This window comes from Candidatus Macondimonas diazotrophica, from assembly GCF_004684205.1.
Classification (GTDB): Bacteria; Pseudomonadota; Gammaproteobacteria; order UBA5335; family UBA5335; genus Macondimonas; species Macondimonas diazotrophica.
Window position 1 is genome coordinate 86,747 of record NZ_SRIO01000007.1, and the last position, 14,617, is coordinate 101,363.

The window sequence follows — 14,617 nt, forward strand, 5'->3', positions numbered from 1 at the left end:
CACTTTTCGGCAAGGAGCAGCGGTTTTGGCGCAGCAGTATGACGACGATGATTTAGATCGGCTCAAGCACTGGTGGCAGGATTACGGGAATTATCTGCTTGCGGGTCTTGTCTTCGGCTTGGCGCTGGTTCTGGGTTGGCGATTCTATCAGGGCAACCAAACCACCAAATCGATCAAGGCCGCCGAGTATTATGAGCAGTTGAACATCGCCCTCGAGCGAGGTGATGTGGCGTCTGTCCAGTCGCTGGAACAAACCTTGAAGGAGCGGTTTCCCCGTTCTCCTTATGCCGTTCTGGCGGAACTCATGCTAGCCCGGCAGGCCGTGGATCAGGGCGATTTGGATGCTGCGCGTCAGGCCTTGCAGAAAGCGGTCGATATGGCCGAGCAGGCGCCGCTTGGCGCATTGTCGAGGGTCCGTCTGGCGCAGGTCCAGCTGGCACAGCAGATGCCGGAAGCGGCCCTGGATACGTTGCAGGAATTTGACGACGCGTCTTCTTTCCGTCCACTGGTGGAGGAGTTGAAGGGGGATGCGTTGCGCGCGCTTGGGCGCCTGGATGAGGCACGACAGGCTTACCAGGCGGGTCTGCGGGCGGCTGAGGCCGCTGAACTGGATGCGCGTCTCATTGAACTGAAGCTGAATGATCTGGGAGGGGATGCATCGTGAAAGCGCGTTTCGGGTTGATCATCGCGCTGAGCATCGGCCTGGCCGGATGCAATGCCTTGGGTGGGCGCCGCCAAACGGTCGATCTGCCGGCGCCCTTGCCGGAGATCGCGGAAGCACAGTCGGTCCGATGGCTCTGGGATGTCGATGTCGGCGGGAAAAGTGGAGAACGATTCCCTTATTTGGCGCCATCCACCGGTGATGGCCGAATCTACGCTGCCAGCGCGGATGGTCGGGTCATTGCGGTCGATCCCGGGAAAGGGGAGCAGGTGTGGCGGGTGAAGACCAAAACCCGTATCGCGGCTGGCCCGACCTGGGTCGCGGACACGTTGCTGGTGGGAACCCTGGACGGCGAGGTTCTCGCACTGGCAGCTGGTGACGGCGAAGTCCGCTGGCGTCGGCAGATGAGCAGTGAAGTACTGGCCGCACCGCGCGCCGATCAAGGGGTGGTGGTGGTCCGGACCCTGGATGGGCGCGTCACCGGTCTGAACCTTGAGGATGGTTCGACACGATGGGTCTACGAGAGTACGGTCCCGGCACTCACACTGCGTGGCACGGGGGCCCCCCTGCTGGAAAACGGCTTCGCCATGGTGGGGTTGGATAATGGCAAGGTGATCGCGTTGCGGCTCACCGACGGACGTCTGGTGTGGGAGGAGACGGTGGCCTTGCCGACCGGGCGTTCCGAGGTGGAGCGACTGGTCGATATCGATGGTGATCCCGCGCTTCTGGCAGGTGGACTGTTTGTGACGACCTTCCAAGGCAAGATCGCTGGCTTCGATCTGCGTTCCGGACGGCGCGTTTGGGAGCGGGAAGCCTCGTCTTATCAGAGTCTCGCTGCGAGCCGTGAGGAAATCTACGAGGTGGATGATCAGTCGCGGGTCAGTGCGCTCGACCTTCAATCCGGAGATCGGCTGTGGAATCAGGACGCGCTGCGCTATCGTGTGCTGACGGCGCCCGTGATTGTCGGTGGTCATGTCGTCGTGGCCGATGCTGAGGGCTATGTGTTCTGGCTGGATCGGGAAACCGGTCGCGTGGTGGCCGAAGAGCGTGTCGATCGCAAGGGAATCAGTGCCATGCCACTGGTGACCGGCGGGAACACCGTCGTGGTACAAGGCCGAAGCGGCCGGCTAGCGGCATTAAGTATCGCTCGTGAGTAACGTGTCGCTGGCCTCATTGCCGGTTGTCGTTTTGCTGGGGCGCCCCAATGTCGGCAAGTCGACCTTGTTCAATCGGCTCACCCGCAGCCGTGACGCTCTGGTAGCGGATTTCCCTGGCCTGACCCGCGATCGTCAGTATGGTTATGGCCGGATTGGGCCGGTACCTTACCTGGCTGTCGATACCGGTGGTTTGTCGGGAGATACCGAAGGGCTTGATGCGCTGAGTGCATTGCAGGCCCATCAGGCCCTGGACGAGGCGGACGCGATTCTGTTTCTGGTGGATGCCCGGGATGGTCTGAGCGCCCAGGATGAGATCCTGGCGCAGCGGGTGCGTCGTGCCGGCAAGCCCGTATTTCTGGTTGCCAACAAGAGTGAAGGATTATCGGAAGGCAACGTTGACGCCGATTTCGCTTCGTTGGGGCTGGGGTCGGTCCATGCCGTGTCCGCAGCCCACGGGCAGGGCGTCGCAACGCTCATGGAGACCGTTGCCACGGTTTTGCCGTCGGCCGTTGCGCCGGAGCGCAAGTCTTCGGATACCGCGATTCGGGTTGCGGTGGTGGGGCGCCCCAATGTGGGCAAGTCGACCCTCATCAACCGCGTCCTTGGCGAGAACCGACTGGTGGCTTCGGAGATTCCCGGCACCACCCGGGATGCCATCGCCGTACCGTTTACACGAGCCGATCAGGACTATGTCCTGGTCGATACGGCTGGTGTGCGGCGGCGTGCCCGTGTGGATCAGCCGATCGAGAAATTCAGCATCGTCAAAACGCTGCAAGCGATCGATGCGGCTGACGTGGTGCTGTTTCTGTTTGATGGACGTGAAGGGGTCACCGAACAGGACGCCAGTCTGCTGGGTTTGGTCATCGAACGCGGGCGGGCGGTGGTTCTGGCCGTCAACAAATGGGACGGGCTTTCACCGGGGGCCCGGGAGCGCATCCGGGAGGAATTGCTGCGGCGCTTGCCATTTGCTGATTTTGCGCAGACCCATTTCATTTCCGCTCTGCGCGGCTCTGGAATCGGCGGCATCTTTACGTCCATCAAGGCGGCGCATGCCGCAGGTTCGGCAGATCTGTCCACGCCGCAGCTGACCCGGCTGTTGCAGGAAGCCACCACTGTGCATCAACCGCCGCTGGTGCGTGGAAGACGAATCAAGCTGCGCTATGCCCACCAAGGCGGTCGCCAGCCGCCGGTTATCGTTGTTCACGGCAATCAAACTGAAAATATTCCAGATGCTTACAGGAGATTCCTGGTCAACTTCTTTAGAAAATCGCTCCAATTGGCAGGTACGCCGATGCGCATCGAATTCAAATCCGGAGAAAATCCCTACGAAGGGGTCCGTAACCAGTTGAGTGTGCGGCAGATCAACAAGCGGCGGCGCATGATAAAGCACTACAAGAAGCTCGGATAAGTATCTAAATACTTTTTATTCACCGGCAAACCCCCTTCCCACCTACCCAGGCATGTTAGGCTTGGGCATGGCTTGATCCGCCTTGGGCGCAATTGATCTGAATCAAGTCAGTGGTCTCGATGGATCGCCACAATGACCTTCGTGGACGGTAGCCAGAACGGGGAGGTGGATGTGCCTGAAGCCATGCTGGATCTCCCTGGACTCGAGCGTTTGCTGGACAATCTGATGTCCGCCGGGCATGCCGTGGTGGGCCCCACGGTTCGCGACGGCGTCATTGTGTATGACACGTTGACGGGGGTCGAGTCGCTGCCGAGGGGATGGCATGACGAGCAGAGACCCGGCTACTACAGACTCCATCATCGCATCGACGAGAACCGCCTGTTCGATCACACGGTCGGGCCGCACAGCTGGAAACGGTTTACCCATCCGGCCACCGAATCCCAGGTTCGCATCTCCCGCACGCCGGACGGCCGGCTCCATTTCGAATCCCTTGTCAAAAATCCACCGCCGACGGCGTTGATCGGGGTACGACCCTGTGAACTGGCAGCGCTGTCGGTGCAGGATCGCGTTTTGGCGGATGCCGAGCACGCCGATGCAAGCTATCAGCGACGCCGTGCGGCCATGTTTGTCGTAGCCGTGCAGTGCGGCCGAGCGGGGGGAACCTGTTTCTGCGCGGACATGGGCACCGGTCCACGCGCCACGACCGGGTTCGATCTGGCACTGACCGAGCTGGTCTCATCCGCGGGTACCGTGCGCTGGCATGTCGAAGCCGGTTCGGCGCGGGGTGCGGAATTGCTTGGCCAGCTTCCGGCAACGCCTGCGCAGCCTTCGGACCGGCAAGCCGCCGAGCAGGTCTGGGCCGGGACGCGCGACCAGATGGCGACGCGCATGCCGGCCCAGGGTGTGCGCGAATTGCTCTATCAGAAGCTCGATGATCCACACTGGGAAAGCCTGGAATCGCGCTGTCTGGCCTGCGGCAACTGTACGGCGGTGTGTCCAACCTGCTACTGCACCCGCGTGGTGGATGCGGTGGATCCAGTGGGCGGAACCGCGGAGCGCCGCCAGGAATGGGAATCGTGTTTCAATCCGGAGTTTTCCCATTTACCGGGCGGCAGTGTGCGAGGCAGCATCGCGTCGCGTTACCGGCAGTGGATCACCCACAAGCTCGCCAGCTGGCACGATCAGTTCGGCAGTTCAGGATGCGTAGGGTGCGGGCGTTGCATCAGTTGGTGTCCGGTCGGGATCGACATCACGGCGGAAGTGGCGGCCCTGCGTGCCACGCCGGCGCAGACCCACGGCGTCACGGCGCCTTCGGAGAGTGATCATGGATCTTGTTGATCAGCTGGCGAGCCACGCATTCTGCGCCGGCATGGCGCCCCAGGTCCGTGCATCGCTGGCAGCCTGTGGCCGCGAAGAAGCGTTCGAACCCGGTGACTTTCTACTGCGGCAAAACGCGGTGGCGGCGACGTTCTACCTGATTCTGGACGGGCAGGTTGAAATCAAGATCGCCGATGCTCCGGTCGGGCACGCACCGCTGGAGACGCTGGGAAAAGGCGACGCGGTGGGCTGGTCCTGGTTCTTGCCGCCGCATCGCTGGCATTTCGACGCCGTCGCCCGTGTTCCCACCCGCGTGCTGGCCTTTGATGCTGACTGTCTGCGCCAGGCAATGCAGGCGGACAGCGCGGTCGGCTATGCCGTCACGCGCGGCCTGCTCGAGGTCGTCGTCCAGCGCCTGCAGGCAGCCCGCATGCAGCTCTCGGACCTTTATGGCTAATCAGGTGGCCGATTGCAGCCAGTCCAATGCCGCATTGGTGCCGGCGGCGTGGCGCATCGTGTCCCGCCGCGATGAAACCCCCGATGGGAGCGTGTTCACCTGGGAAATCCGTCCTGAAACAGGCGCGGTTCCGGCCTACCGGCCCGGACAGTTCAACATGCTCTATGCCTTCGGCGTGGGCGAGGTGCCGATCTCGATCAGCGGGAACGGGGCCGAATCCGGGACGCTGATGCACACCATGCGCGCAGTGGGGCGGGTCACGCGGGCCATGCAGACCTTGCGCGAGGGCGACACCATCGGCGTGCGTGGACCCTTCGGCACGGCTTGGCCCGTGGAAACCGCCCTCGGGCGCGATCTGGTCTTGGTCGCGGGTGGCATTGGTCTTGCGCCATTGCGTCCCGTGGTGTGCTACGCCATGCGAAACCCGCTGGCTTTCCAGCGCGTGTTTCTGCTGATCGGCTGCCGCGATCCACAAAGCGAGCTGTTCCGGGACGATGTGATTGCCTGGTCGCGCCGTCCGCATCTGCAGGTCGAGGTGACGGTCGATCGTGGCGGGCCGGCCTGGCGCGGCCACGTCGGGGTGGTGACCAAGCGGGTGCAGCGCGCCGATTTCGATTCGGCCAGCGCGATAGCCTTGCTCTGCGGCCCGGAACCGATGATGCGTTTCGCTGTGCTGGCCTTGCAGCAACGCGGTGTCGGCGATGAGCGAATCTTCGTCTCGATGGAGCGCAACATGCAGTGTGGCGTTGGCACCTGCGGGCATTGTCAGTGGGGCCGCTACATCCTGTGCCGCGACGGCCCGGTGCTGCGCTACGACGAGGTGGCTGACATTTTCGACGTGCGGGAGCTGTGACATGGCGGTGTTGCCCCGGTTGGCGGTCTGGAAATTCGCATCCTGCGACGGGTGCCAGCTGAGCCTGCTCGATTGCGAAGACGAACTCCTGTCGCTGGGTGAGCAGGTTCAGTTCGCCAATTTTCCGGAAGCGTCCAGCGACATCCAGCCTGGCCCCTACGACATTTCGCTGGTGGAAGGGTCGGTGTGCACGCCCCATGATGCCGCACGTATCCAGCAGGTGCGGCAGCAATCCCGCATTCTGGTCACCATCGGTGCCTGCGCCACGGCCGGCGGCATCCAGGCGCTGCGCAATTTCGACGATGAAGCGGCCTACCGCCAGGCGGTGTATGCCCATCCTGAATACATCCACAGCCTGGCCACGGCGACGCCGATTGCCGAGCACGTCCCCGTGGATTTCGAACTGCGCGGCTGTCCTGTCCGTAAGGAGCAGTTGCTGGAGGTTTTGGGCGCTCTGCTGCGCGGCCACGCCCCACGGCTGACCCAGGGCAGCGTCTGTGAGTCCTGCAAGGCGGCCGGTCATCCCTGCGTTTTGGTTGCGCACGGGACGGCTTGCCTGGGCCCGGTGACACAGACCGGCTGCGGGGCTTTGTGTCCGGCGGTGGGGCGCGGCTGCTATGGCTGTTTCGGTCCGCGCGAACAGGCCAATACCCAGGCCTTGAGCGCGCAACTCGCGGCGCTGGGCCAAACCGGCCCCGCCCTCAAACGCCTGTACCGAACCTTCAACGCCGCAGCGCCGGCCTTCGAAGCGGAGAGTCATCGCCATGAATCCTGAAAGCCGCACCCTGCGGGTGGATTATCTGGCGCGTGTGGAAGGCGAGGGCGCCTTGCATCTGGATATCGAGGGTGGCCGGGTGACGCGAGCAGAGCTCGCAATCTTCGAGCCGCCGCGCTATTTCGAAGCCTTGTTGCGGGGACGGGATTTCCGCGAGACCCCCGACATCACCGCGCGTATCTGCGGCATCTGTCCCGTGGCTTACCAGATGAGCGCCTGCCAGGCGATGGAGGATGCCTGCGGGGTGGTGCTGCCGCCGCCGGTCCTTGATCTGCGCCGGTTGCTGTATTGCGGTGAATGGCTCGAGAGCCATGGATTGCATGTCCATCTGCTGCATCTGCCCGATTTTCTCGGCTTTCCTGACGCCGTCCAGATGGCTCGGGTCCACCCCGAGGCGGTGCGGCGCGGGCTGCGGCTCAAGAAGCTGGGCAACAGCCTCATTGAGATCGTGGGTGGGCGCGCCATCCATCCGGTGAATGTACGGGTGGGGGGGTTCTATCGAGCGCCGGCGCTTGAAGCCCTGCGCGCGCTCTTGCCGGAACTGGACTGGGCGATCGATGCGGCCGAGGAAACCGTGCGCTTCGTCGCCGGCCTGGATTTTCCGGATCTCCAGATGGATTACGAATTTTTTTCCCTCGTGCATCCGGATGAATATCCCATCTACAGCGGGCGCCTTGCATCGAGTTGCGGTGCCGAGTGGGCTGTGGCCGATTTTTCCGATGCCCTGCGCGAAGGTCAGGTGCCTCATTCGACGGCCCTGCAAAGCGTCCGGCCCGATGGCACGCCGGTTCTGCTCGGCCCCATGGCCCGCTATGTGCTGAATCGCGAGCGCTTGACGCCGCGCGCCCGTGCGGCCGCGGCGGACGCTGGACTGGACCAGGGCTACTGCAATCCCTACCGGGCGATTATCGCGAGGGCGGTCGAAATCCTGTTTGCCTGTGAAGAGGCCAGGCGATTGATCGAGGGCTATCGGCCGTTTGAACCAGCCGCGGTGACGGTGACGCCGCAGGCCGGGGAAGGCCATGGTGCGACCGAGGCGCCACGCGGGACGCTCTATCATCACTATCGCATCCGGGATGACGGCCGCATCGAATACGCGCGCATCGTGCCGCCCACGGCGGTCAATCAGGCGCGTATCGAAGCGGACTTGGTGACCTTGGCGCAAACGCATCTGCATCTGGATGACGACGGCTTGCGAGCCCTGTGTGAGCAGGCGATCCGCAGCTACGACCCCTGTATTTCCTGTGCCACCCACTTCCTCAAACTCGACATCCGCCGGCAACCATGAGCGGCGCGCTGGTCGTCGGCCTGGGGACGCCGGACCGCAGGGACGACGGGGTCGGTCTGATCGTGGTGGAACGGCTGCAGGAGGATGTGCCGGCGGGGGTGGTCATCCGCTCCCTGCCGCGTCAGGCGCTGGATCTGCTGAGTCTGTGGGCCCACTTCGAGCGGGTCTGGGTTGTGGATGCGATCCAGTCCGGCGCACCGGCGGGCACCTGTCACCGGGTGCAGCCGCCGCTTCCGGCCAGTGCATTCGGGCGCGGCGCGCATTCCACTCATGGCCTGGGGCTGGCCGAAAGCATTGCCCTGGCGGAAAGTCTGGACGTTCTGCCGGCGCATCTGGTCGTCTACGGAATCGAGGCGGGCTCCGTGACGCCGGGTGAGGGCCTGACGCCGCCGGTGGCCGCAGCGGTCCCGAAGCTCGTGGCGCAGTTGCGTCAGGAACTCAAGGAGATCCTTCATGCATGAATCAGGATTGATCACCGCCCTGTTGCGGCAGGTCGAGGCGCAGGCCCGGGCTGCATCGGCCAGCCGGGTGGTGGGCATCGAGCTCTGGGTCGGTGCGCTCTGTGGCTTTTCCGAGGCGCATCTGCGGGAGCATTTCGCGCATGAGGCGCAAGGGTCGCTGGCCGAGAATGCAATGCTGAGTGTGGCATGCTCCGAGGACATCACCCATCCCGATGCCGCTCATCTGATGCTCCGGTCCATCGAGATTCGCTGATTCGCCCGATGCATGAGCGCGTCCGTCGGCTGCGTCTGATTTGCCGGGGTCACGTGCAGGGCGTGGGACTGCGTCCCTATGTCTATCGCCGCGCGACCGAACTTGCCCTGGGCGGCTGGGTCGTCAACAGCGCCGGCGAGGTGCGCATCGAAGTTCAGGGAAGCGTATCGGCGATGGCGGCTTTTCTGCGCGACCTGAGGCGTATCCCCCCGCCGGCGCGCATCGATGTGATGATCCGGCAAGCGCGGCCGCTGGAGGCGGCGGCGCCGTTTCGGATTCATTCCAGCGCGGCGGATGACCCTGCCGGCATGGTGATCGCGCCGGATCTGGCCACCTGTCCGGCCTGCCGGGCGGAGCTGTTCGATCCCACCGCCCGCCGTTACCGTTATCCGTTCACCACCTGTAGCCAGTGCGGGCCACGCTGGTCGATCCTGCGACGACTGCCGTTCGATCGGGATCATACCGTCATGGCAGGTTTTCCGCTCTGTGCCCAGTGCCGGGCCGAATATGAGAACCCCGCCGACCGGCGCTTCCATGCCCAGACCCTGGCTTGTCCGGCGTGTGGTCCCGCGCTCACCTGGCATCAGTCCGATGGCGCCATCAGCGCGCGCGGTGGGGACGCGCTGGACCTGGCCGTTGCCGCGCTGCGCCAGGGGCAGATCGTGGCCGTCAAGGGCATCGGCGGCTTTCATCTGTTGACCGATGCGCGGGATGAAGCCGCGGTGGCGCGTTTGCGCGTGCTCAAGGCACGACCGACCAAGCCCTTGGCCGTGCTGTTTCCGGATCTCGACCAGGCCGGCCGCAGTGGTCATATCGGTGCGACAGAGGCGGCCATTCTGACCTCGGCCGCCGCGCCAATCGTGCTGCTCGCGCGGCGAGAGGATGACCCGCTCGGCCGCGCGCTTGCCCCCGGGCTCGATCATCTCGGCGCCCTTTTGCCGTACAGCCCCCTGCACCACCTGCTGATGGCGGCTCTGGGTTTTCCGGTGGTGGCGACCAGCGCCAATCGCAAGGGTGCGCCGCTGTGTTTCGAGAACGGCGAGGCCTTGCGCGAATTATCGGGACTGGCCGATGGCTTTCTGCTGCACGATCGAGCCATTCTGCGGCCAGTTGAAGACAGCGTGGTGCAGGTGTTCGCGCATGAGGCGCTGAGGCTGCGCCTGGGCCGCGGCGATGTTCCCGTGACGTTGACTCTGCCGCGTGCGGCCAGGCCGGTGCTCGGCGTCGGCGGGCAATGGAAGAATACTGTGGCGCTCACGGTCAAGGATCGCCTCGTGATTGGCGGCTATCGCGGCGATCTGGACCATCCCCAGGCGCAAGCGGCCTGGGCGCAGGAATGCGCGACGCTGCCGGCGCTGTTCGGCGCGTTACCCCGCACATGGGCCTGCGACGCGCATCCCGATTACGTCCCCACCCGCGAGGCAAGCCGCCTGGCCATGGGAGGCGGATTCGGCGTTTCGTCGGTTCAGCATCATCATGCCCATCTGGCCGCGGCCATCGTGGAGGGGCGCTGCACTGAACCGCTGCTGGGGGTGGTATGGGACGGTACAGGGCTGGGTTCCGACGGAACGATCTGGGGTGGAGAACTGCTGGCCTGGGAGGCGGGCCAAGTGCGGCGCATCGGTGCGCTGCTTCCCTTCGCCTTGCCCGGGGGTGATGCAGCCGTGCGGGATCCACGCCGCTCGGCCCTGGGTGTTCTAGCCGCGCTCGGCGAACCGCTGGATGGTCCCTTGGCGCGCAGCCTGGGCTACGATGCACAGAGTCTGCACGTCCTGACGCGGATGTTGGAGACCGGCGCCGGCTGCGTCACAACGACCAGCGCCGGGCGACTGTTCGACGCCGTGGCCGCATTGCTGGGCCACCGGGCGCCGGTGAGCTACGAGGGGGAGGCTGCGATGACCTTGGAGGCCTTGGCGCGTCGCCACCCCGAGATGCTGAACCCGTATCTGGTTTCCGGTGTCACGACCGACAACACGTCGGGTTGGATCCGCATGGACTGGCGAGGCGTGCTTGTTGCGGTACTGGCCGAGCAGCAGGCGGGTCGGCCCGCCGGGCACATTGCCGCGCGTTGGCATGCCACGCTTGCTGCGCTGCTTGCGCAGGCCGTGGCCGAGCGACGCGAGCGGGCGGTGGTGCTGACCGGGGGCTGTTTTCAGAACACGCTGCTGCTCGGACAGGCGGTTCAATTATTGCGTGCGCAGGGGCGGGGTGTGTTCTGGCCCCGCCGCCTGCCGGTCAATGACGGCAGTCTGGCGGCGGGGCAGGCGGCTGTGGTCGCGGGCGTTTGGGGAGGATAGGGCATGTGTCTGGCGATTGCGGGGCGGTTGCTGAGCGAGGATGGCGAGGACGCGCTGTTTCGGACCGGGCGGGTCGATTTCGGTGGCGTGGTCAAGGCCGTGAATCTCGCCTGCGTGCCGGAGGCCGAGGTCGGGGATCTGTTGCTGGTCCACGCGGGTCTGGCGATCGGCCGGATCGACCCGGATCGATCCCGGCCGCTGGACCGGAACGTGTCGGGCACGGAGGGCGTATGAACGCCGCGGGTGTGGAAGCCGATGCGATCCGACGCGCGGTGGAGGACATTGCCCATCGGGTGAGCCGCCCCTGGACGCTGATGGAGGTTTGCGGCGGGCAAACCCATGCCATCCTGCGCCATGGCCTCGATCGTTTGCTGGAGCCACTGGGCATTGAACTCCTGCATGGTCCGGGTTGTCCGGTCTGTGTCACGCCGGCTGCGCAGATCGATCAGGCCATTGTGCTGTCGCGCATGCCCGGCGTGGTGTTGTGCTCGTTCGGCGATATGTTGCGCGTGCCGGGCACTACCGAAGACCTCTCCATGGCCCGAGCGCGCGGCGGCCGGGTGCAGGTGGTCTACTCACCGTTGGACGCGGTGCGGCTGGCCGAGGCCAGCCCGAAGGACCAGGTGGTGTTCTTTGCCGTGGGGTTCGAAACGACCGCGCCAGCTACCGCCTTGGCCGTGCGTCAGGCGCAGGCGCTGGGGCTCGACAACTTTTCGTTGCTGGTGGCGCATGTGCGCGTGCCGCCGGCGGTGGAAGTTCTGTTGGCCGCGCCGGATTGCCGCATCCAAGGGCTGCTTGCCGCGGGTCACGTCTGTACGGTGATGGGCTTGAACGAGTATGCCCCTTTGGTAGCGCGATTCGGCGTGCCGATCGTCGCAACCGGATTCGAGCCGCTCGACCTTCTCGAAGGTGTGTCGTGCATCATCCGCCAGCTTGAAGCCAGCCAGGCGCGGCTCGAAAATGCCTATGGGCGCGCCGTGGCCGAGACGGGGCAGACGGCCGCCCGGGATCTGGTGGAAGCCGTGTTCGAACCGGCGACGCGCCCGTGGCGTGGATTGCCCCCCATCCCTGGCGGAGCATGGGTCCTGCGGCCGTCCTGGCAGTCCTTCGATGCGTATCGTCGGTTTGCGCCCGGCGTTCCGGCCGAGCCGGCGCAGACCGAATGTCTGGCCGGGGCGGTTCTGACCGGCCGGATCCAGCCGATCGAATGTCCGGCCTATGGTCACCGCTGCACGCCGGAGCGTCCGCTGGGTGCGCCCATGGTGTCCGCCGAAGGCGCGTGCGCGGCCTACTTCCAATACCGCGCGCCGGAGGGAAACGCATGAAGTCCGATCCGCCCGCGACCGCTGGGCTGTTGTGCCCCATGCCCGTGTCAGCGGTTGGCGAGATCCGCATGGCCCACGGCGGCGGTGGCCGCATGAGCCAGGATTTGCTGGAACGGGTCATCCTGCCGCGCCTTGGCCGGCGCGCTGCCGAGCTGCACGATGCGGCGGTACTGGCGCCGCAGGCCGGTTCCTGGGCAGTGGCGACCGATGCCTTCGTGGTCCGGCCGCTGTTCTTTCCCGGAGGTGATATCGGCTCCTTGGCCGTGTATGGGACAGTCAATGATCTGTTGATGGCGGGTGCCCAGCCCGTGGCGCTGACGCTATCGCTGATTCTCGAGGAAGGACTTCCCCTCGAGGTACTGGAGCGCGTGCTGGACAGCGTTCGGGACGCCAGCCGGCGCTGCGGGATTCATGTGGTGGCCGGGGATACCAAGGTCGTGGGGCGGGGTGAGGCCGACGGTCTGTATCTGACCATGACCGGCTTGGGCCGCGTCGTGCCGGGATACGCGCCGCATCCGCGCCATGTTCGCGCTGGTGACCGGATTCTCGTATCCGGCGATCTGGGGCGGCATGGGCTCGCGATTCTCAACGCGCGGGAGGCCTTGGGCTTTGAAGGTGATCTGAATAGTGATTGCGCGCCATTGAGCGAACCGGTCGAAGCACTGATGGCCGCGGTCGATGCCGCTGATCTGCGGGTGATGCGCGATGTGACCCGTGGCGGATTGTCCGCGGTATTGCATGAGATCGCCGCGGCGGCGGGTTTGTCGTTCCAGATCACGGAGGCAGCGATTCCGGTCGACGCCCCGGTCCGGGCGGCTTGCGCCTTGTTGGGCCTGGACCCGTTGCAGCTGGCTTGCGAAGGGCGCTTCATCGCGATCGTATCGCCGCAGTGCGAGGCAGCTGCGCTGGCAGCGCTCCGCGGCTGCACATCGAGCGTCGGTGCGGTGCGCATCGGTCGAGTGGTTGCCGGTTCGGGTGTTTGCCTGGAAGATCCGCTGGGGATGCGGCGACCCATGCTGTGGGGAAGCGGCGAGATGCTGCCGCGGATCTGTTGATGATGCCGGTCAGCCAGAGACCTGGGCTTGCTGAGCGTAAAAGCGCTGTTTGTCGGCGTACATCCGCTGATCGGCGAGGATCATCAACTGTTCAGGATCGGTTTCGTCGCTGCAGGCGATCCCGATGCTCAGGGTAATGAGCAGTTCTTGGCCGGCGTTCAACTTGAGCGGTTGCCCATCGACCTGATCCCGAATGCGTGCGGCGAGGCGCTGCGCCTGATCGCCTTTGCTTCCCGGGCAAATGATGGCGAATTCGTCGCCACCGATCCGGCAGACGATGTCTTCCGAGCGGCACGTCATTTTGAGTCGTTGAGCGACTCGGATGATGATTTGATCCCCGACACGATGCCCGTGGCCATCATTTGCCGGTTTCAGGCCATTGATGTCGATCATCAGCAGTGAGAAATCCAAAGCTGCGCTTTGTCGTTTGCCCTCTTGGTGTTGGCGAAGCGCCTTTTGGAAATAGGATCGGTTGTAGATCCCCGTGAGTCCGTCGGTGTTGGCCAGCTGGATCAGTTCCAGTCGCAACAGATGATTTTCCACGGCAGCGGCGAGTTGGTCGCGGAACAGCTCAATGGTCCTGCGTGAGTGTTCCGGCAGGCTTGAGCCTTTGATCAGCAGGTGCCCGATGGTCTGATCTTGCCGGTTCCAGAGTGGAAACAGCGCCCATTGCCATGACGATTCTCCGCTCGACGATGCCGCAAGCCGTTCGAAAAGCCGCTCAGGCTGGCCATCCACCAGAAGTTGGCTCTCGGTTAGCAAGAGACGCTGTTCGGCTTCGGAAAATCCCGGTGCCACCAGATGTCGGACCAGATGACGGCGACGCCCGTAGAGCAGCAGGCCAAAATGATGCGCTGGAAACAACTGCTGCAATTGCTGGATGGTCCCTTCCAGGAGATCGAGCAGGTCTTCTTTCTGCTGAATGAGCAGGCTCGCGTCGAGCAGCACGCGCAGGATGTCGCGTTGACGCTCACTATCTGCGCGGCTGCGCGCCGCGACGGCTTGCTGTTCGATCAGCAGATAGGCGATCGAGAGGAACAGCCACATCAGGGGCAGTGCGAGTGCCGTTGACGTTCCGAACGCGGCGATGAAGATACCCGACACCAGCCGGCCTTCCGCCAGATAGTAAAACATCGGGGCAAGGCCAACGGCTGCAGCTACCACGAAGCCGTAGATCCCGACGGCCAGCAACCATCTTGGCTGATTGAACAGCCAGCGCTGCAGCCGGAGCAGGACGCCGGAGGAAGTCGGTGGTCGTAGTTGCTTCATGATCCCCTGGACTCAACCCTGAATGGATATTCGATCTTTAA

General features: G+C 64.5%; 15 protein-coding genes. 14 read left to right on the forward strand and 1 reads right to left on the reverse strand.

The window, feature by feature from the left end:
- The first annotated feature begins 25 nt into the window (after positions 1-25).
- The 14 genes from E4680_RS07095 (at position 26) to hypE (ending at position 13,307) form a co-directional block, all read left to right on the forward strand.
- The gene (locus E4680_RS07095; RefSeq protein WP_167792422.1) at positions 26-664 is read left to right on the forward strand and encodes a YfgM family protein; all 639 of its coding nucleotides are present in this window, start codon (positions 26-28) and stop codon (positions 662-664) included.
- Entirely contained in the window at positions 661-1,818 is a 1,158-nt protein-coding gene (gene bamB / locus E4680_RS07100) for an outer membrane protein assembly factor BamB (RefSeq protein WP_167792423.1), read from the forward strand. The genes E4680_RS07095 and bamB overlap by 4 nt, the downstream gene beginning before the upstream one ends.
- Positions 1,811-3,226 carry a ribosome biogenesis GTPase Der gene (gene der / locus E4680_RS07105; RefSeq protein ID WP_240696146.1) on the forward strand — a complete coding sequence of 472 codons (1,416 nt, stop codon included), beginning with the start codon at positions 1,811-1,813 and terminating at the stop codon, positions 3,224-3,226. The genes bamB and der overlap by 8 nt, the downstream gene beginning before the upstream one ends.
- A gap of 183 nt (positions 3,227-3,409) precedes the next feature.
- Positions 3,410-4,564, forward strand: coding sequence for a 4Fe-4S dicluster domain-containing protein (locus E4680_RS07110; RefSeq protein ID WP_135281756.1), 1,155 nt, complete (start codon positions 3,410-3,412; stop codon positions 4,562-4,564).
- Positions 4,551-5,000, forward strand: a complete 450-nt coding sequence (locus tag E4680_RS07115) for a cyclic nucleotide-binding domain-containing protein (RefSeq protein ID WP_135281709.1) — start codon at positions 4,551-4,553, stop codon at positions 4,998-5,000. Before E4680_RS07110 ends, E4680_RS07115 begins: the two co-directional genes overlap by 14 nt.
- Entirely contained in the window at positions 4,993-5,853 is an 861-nt protein-coding gene (locus E4680_RS07120; protein WP_135281710.1) for an FAD/NAD(P)-binding protein, read from the forward strand. The genes E4680_RS07115 and E4680_RS07120 overlap by 8 nt, the downstream gene beginning before the upstream one ends.
- A gap of 1 nt (position 5,854) precedes the next feature.
- Entirely contained in the window at positions 5,855-6,628 is a 774-nt protein-coding gene (locus E4680_RS07125) for an NADH-quinone oxidoreductase subunit B family protein (RefSeq protein ID WP_135281711.1), read from the forward strand.
- Entirely contained in the window at positions 6,618-7,916 is a 1,299-nt protein-coding gene (locus E4680_RS07130; RefSeq protein ID WP_135281712.1) for a Ni/Fe hydrogenase subunit alpha, read from the forward strand. Before E4680_RS07125 ends, E4680_RS07130 begins: the two co-directional genes overlap by 11 nt.
- Positions 7,913-8,377 carry a hydrogenase maturation protease gene (locus E4680_RS07135; RefSeq protein ID WP_135281713.1) on the forward strand — a complete coding sequence of 155 codons (465 nt, stop codon included), beginning with the start codon at positions 7,913-7,915 and terminating at the stop codon, positions 8,375-8,377. The genes E4680_RS07130 and E4680_RS07135 overlap by 4 nt, the downstream gene beginning before the upstream one ends.
- The gene (locus E4680_RS07140) at positions 8,370-8,630 is read left to right on the forward strand and encodes a hydrogenase/urease maturation nickel metallochaperone HypA (RefSeq protein WP_135281714.1); all 261 of its coding nucleotides are present in this window, start codon (positions 8,370-8,372) and stop codon (positions 8,628-8,630) included. The genes E4680_RS07135 and E4680_RS07140 overlap by 8 nt, the downstream gene beginning before the upstream one ends.
- An 8-nt stretch (positions 8,631-8,638) precedes the next feature.
- A complete protein-coding gene (gene hypF / locus E4680_RS07145) occupies positions 8,639-10,927 on the forward strand; it encodes a carbamoyltransferase HypF (RefSeq protein WP_167792424.1) in 2,289 nt (762 codons plus the stop codon).
- 3 nt (positions 10,928-10,930) lie between these two features.
- Positions 10,931-11,161 (forward strand): HypC/HybG/HupF family hydrogenase formation chaperone, encoded by a 231-nt coding sequence (locus E4680_RS07150; RefSeq protein WP_135281716.1) that lies wholly within the window; start codon positions 10,931-10,933, stop codon positions 11,159-11,161.
- Complete coding sequence (hypD, locus tag E4680_RS07155) at positions 11,158-12,252, forward strand: hydrogenase formation protein HypD (RefSeq protein ID WP_135281717.1); 1,095 nt, start codon at positions 11,158-11,160, stop codon at positions 12,250-12,252. Before E4680_RS07150 ends, hypD begins: the two co-directional genes overlap by 4 nt.
- A gap of 38 nt (positions 12,253-12,290) precedes the next feature.
- A complete protein-coding gene (gene hypE / locus E4680_RS07160; protein ID WP_205688803.1) occupies positions 12,291-13,307 on the forward strand; it encodes a hydrogenase expression/formation protein HypE in 1,017 nt (338 codons plus the stop codon).
- A 9-nt stretch (positions 13,308-13,316) separates the two neighbouring features.
- Here the strand turns inward: hypE and E4680_RS07165 are convergent, their stop codons facing one another.
- Entirely contained in the window at positions 13,317-14,576 is a 1,260-nt protein-coding gene (locus E4680_RS07165; RefSeq protein WP_135281719.1) for a GGDEF domain-containing protein, read from the reverse strand.
- Positions 14,577-14,617: the final 41 nt, after the last annotated feature.

Excerpts from the sequence above, each read along its gene's own strand:
- E4680_RS07115 (WP_135281709.1), top strand. The coding sequence starts at position 4,551 with ATGGATCTTGTTGATCAGCTGGCGAGCCACGCATTCTGCGCCGGCATG.
- E4680_RS07130 (WP_135281712.1), top strand. The coding sequence starts at position 6,618 with ATGAATCCTGAAAGCCGCACCCTGCGGGTGGATTATCTGGCGCGTGTG.
- hypE (WP_205688803.1), top strand. The coding sequence starts at position 12,291 with ATGCCCGTGTCAGCGGTTGGCGAGATCCGCATGGCCCACGGCGGCGGT.
- hypF (WP_167792424.1), top strand. The coding sequence starts at position 8,639 with ATGCATGAGCGCGTCCGTCGGCTGCGTCTGATTTGCCGGGGTCACGTG.
- E4680_RS07165 (WP_135281719.1), bottom strand. The coding sequence starts at position 14,576 with ATGAAGCAACTACGACCACCGACTTCCTCCGGCGTCCTGCTCCGGCTG.
- E4680_RS07150 (WP_135281716.1), top strand. The coding sequence starts at position 10,931 with ATGTGTCTGGCGATTGCGGGGCGGTTGCTGAGCGAGGATGGCGAGGAC.
- E4680_RS07120 (WP_135281710.1), top strand. The coding sequence starts at position 4,993 with ATGGCTAATCAGGTGGCCGATTGCAGCCAGTCCAATGCCGCATTGGTG.
- E4680_RS07135 (WP_135281713.1), top strand. The coding sequence starts at position 7,913 with ATGAGCGGCGCGCTGGTCGTCGGCCTGGGGACGCCGGACCGCAGGGAC.
- E4680_RS07110 (WP_135281756.1), top strand. The coding sequence starts at position 3,410 with ATGCTGGATCTCCCTGGACTCGAGCGTTTGCTGGACAATCTGATGTCC.
- hypD (WP_135281717.1), top strand. The coding sequence starts at position 11,158 with ATGAACGCCGCGGGTGTGGAAGCCGATGCGATCCGACGCGCGGTGGAG.
- E4680_RS07125 (WP_135281711.1), top strand. The coding sequence starts at position 5,855 with ATGGCGGTGTTGCCCCGGTTGGCGGTCTGGAAATTCGCATCCTGCGAC.
- E4680_RS07140 (WP_135281714.1), top strand. The coding sequence starts at position 8,370 with ATGCATGAATCAGGATTGATCACCGCCCTGTTGCGGCAGGTCGAGGCG.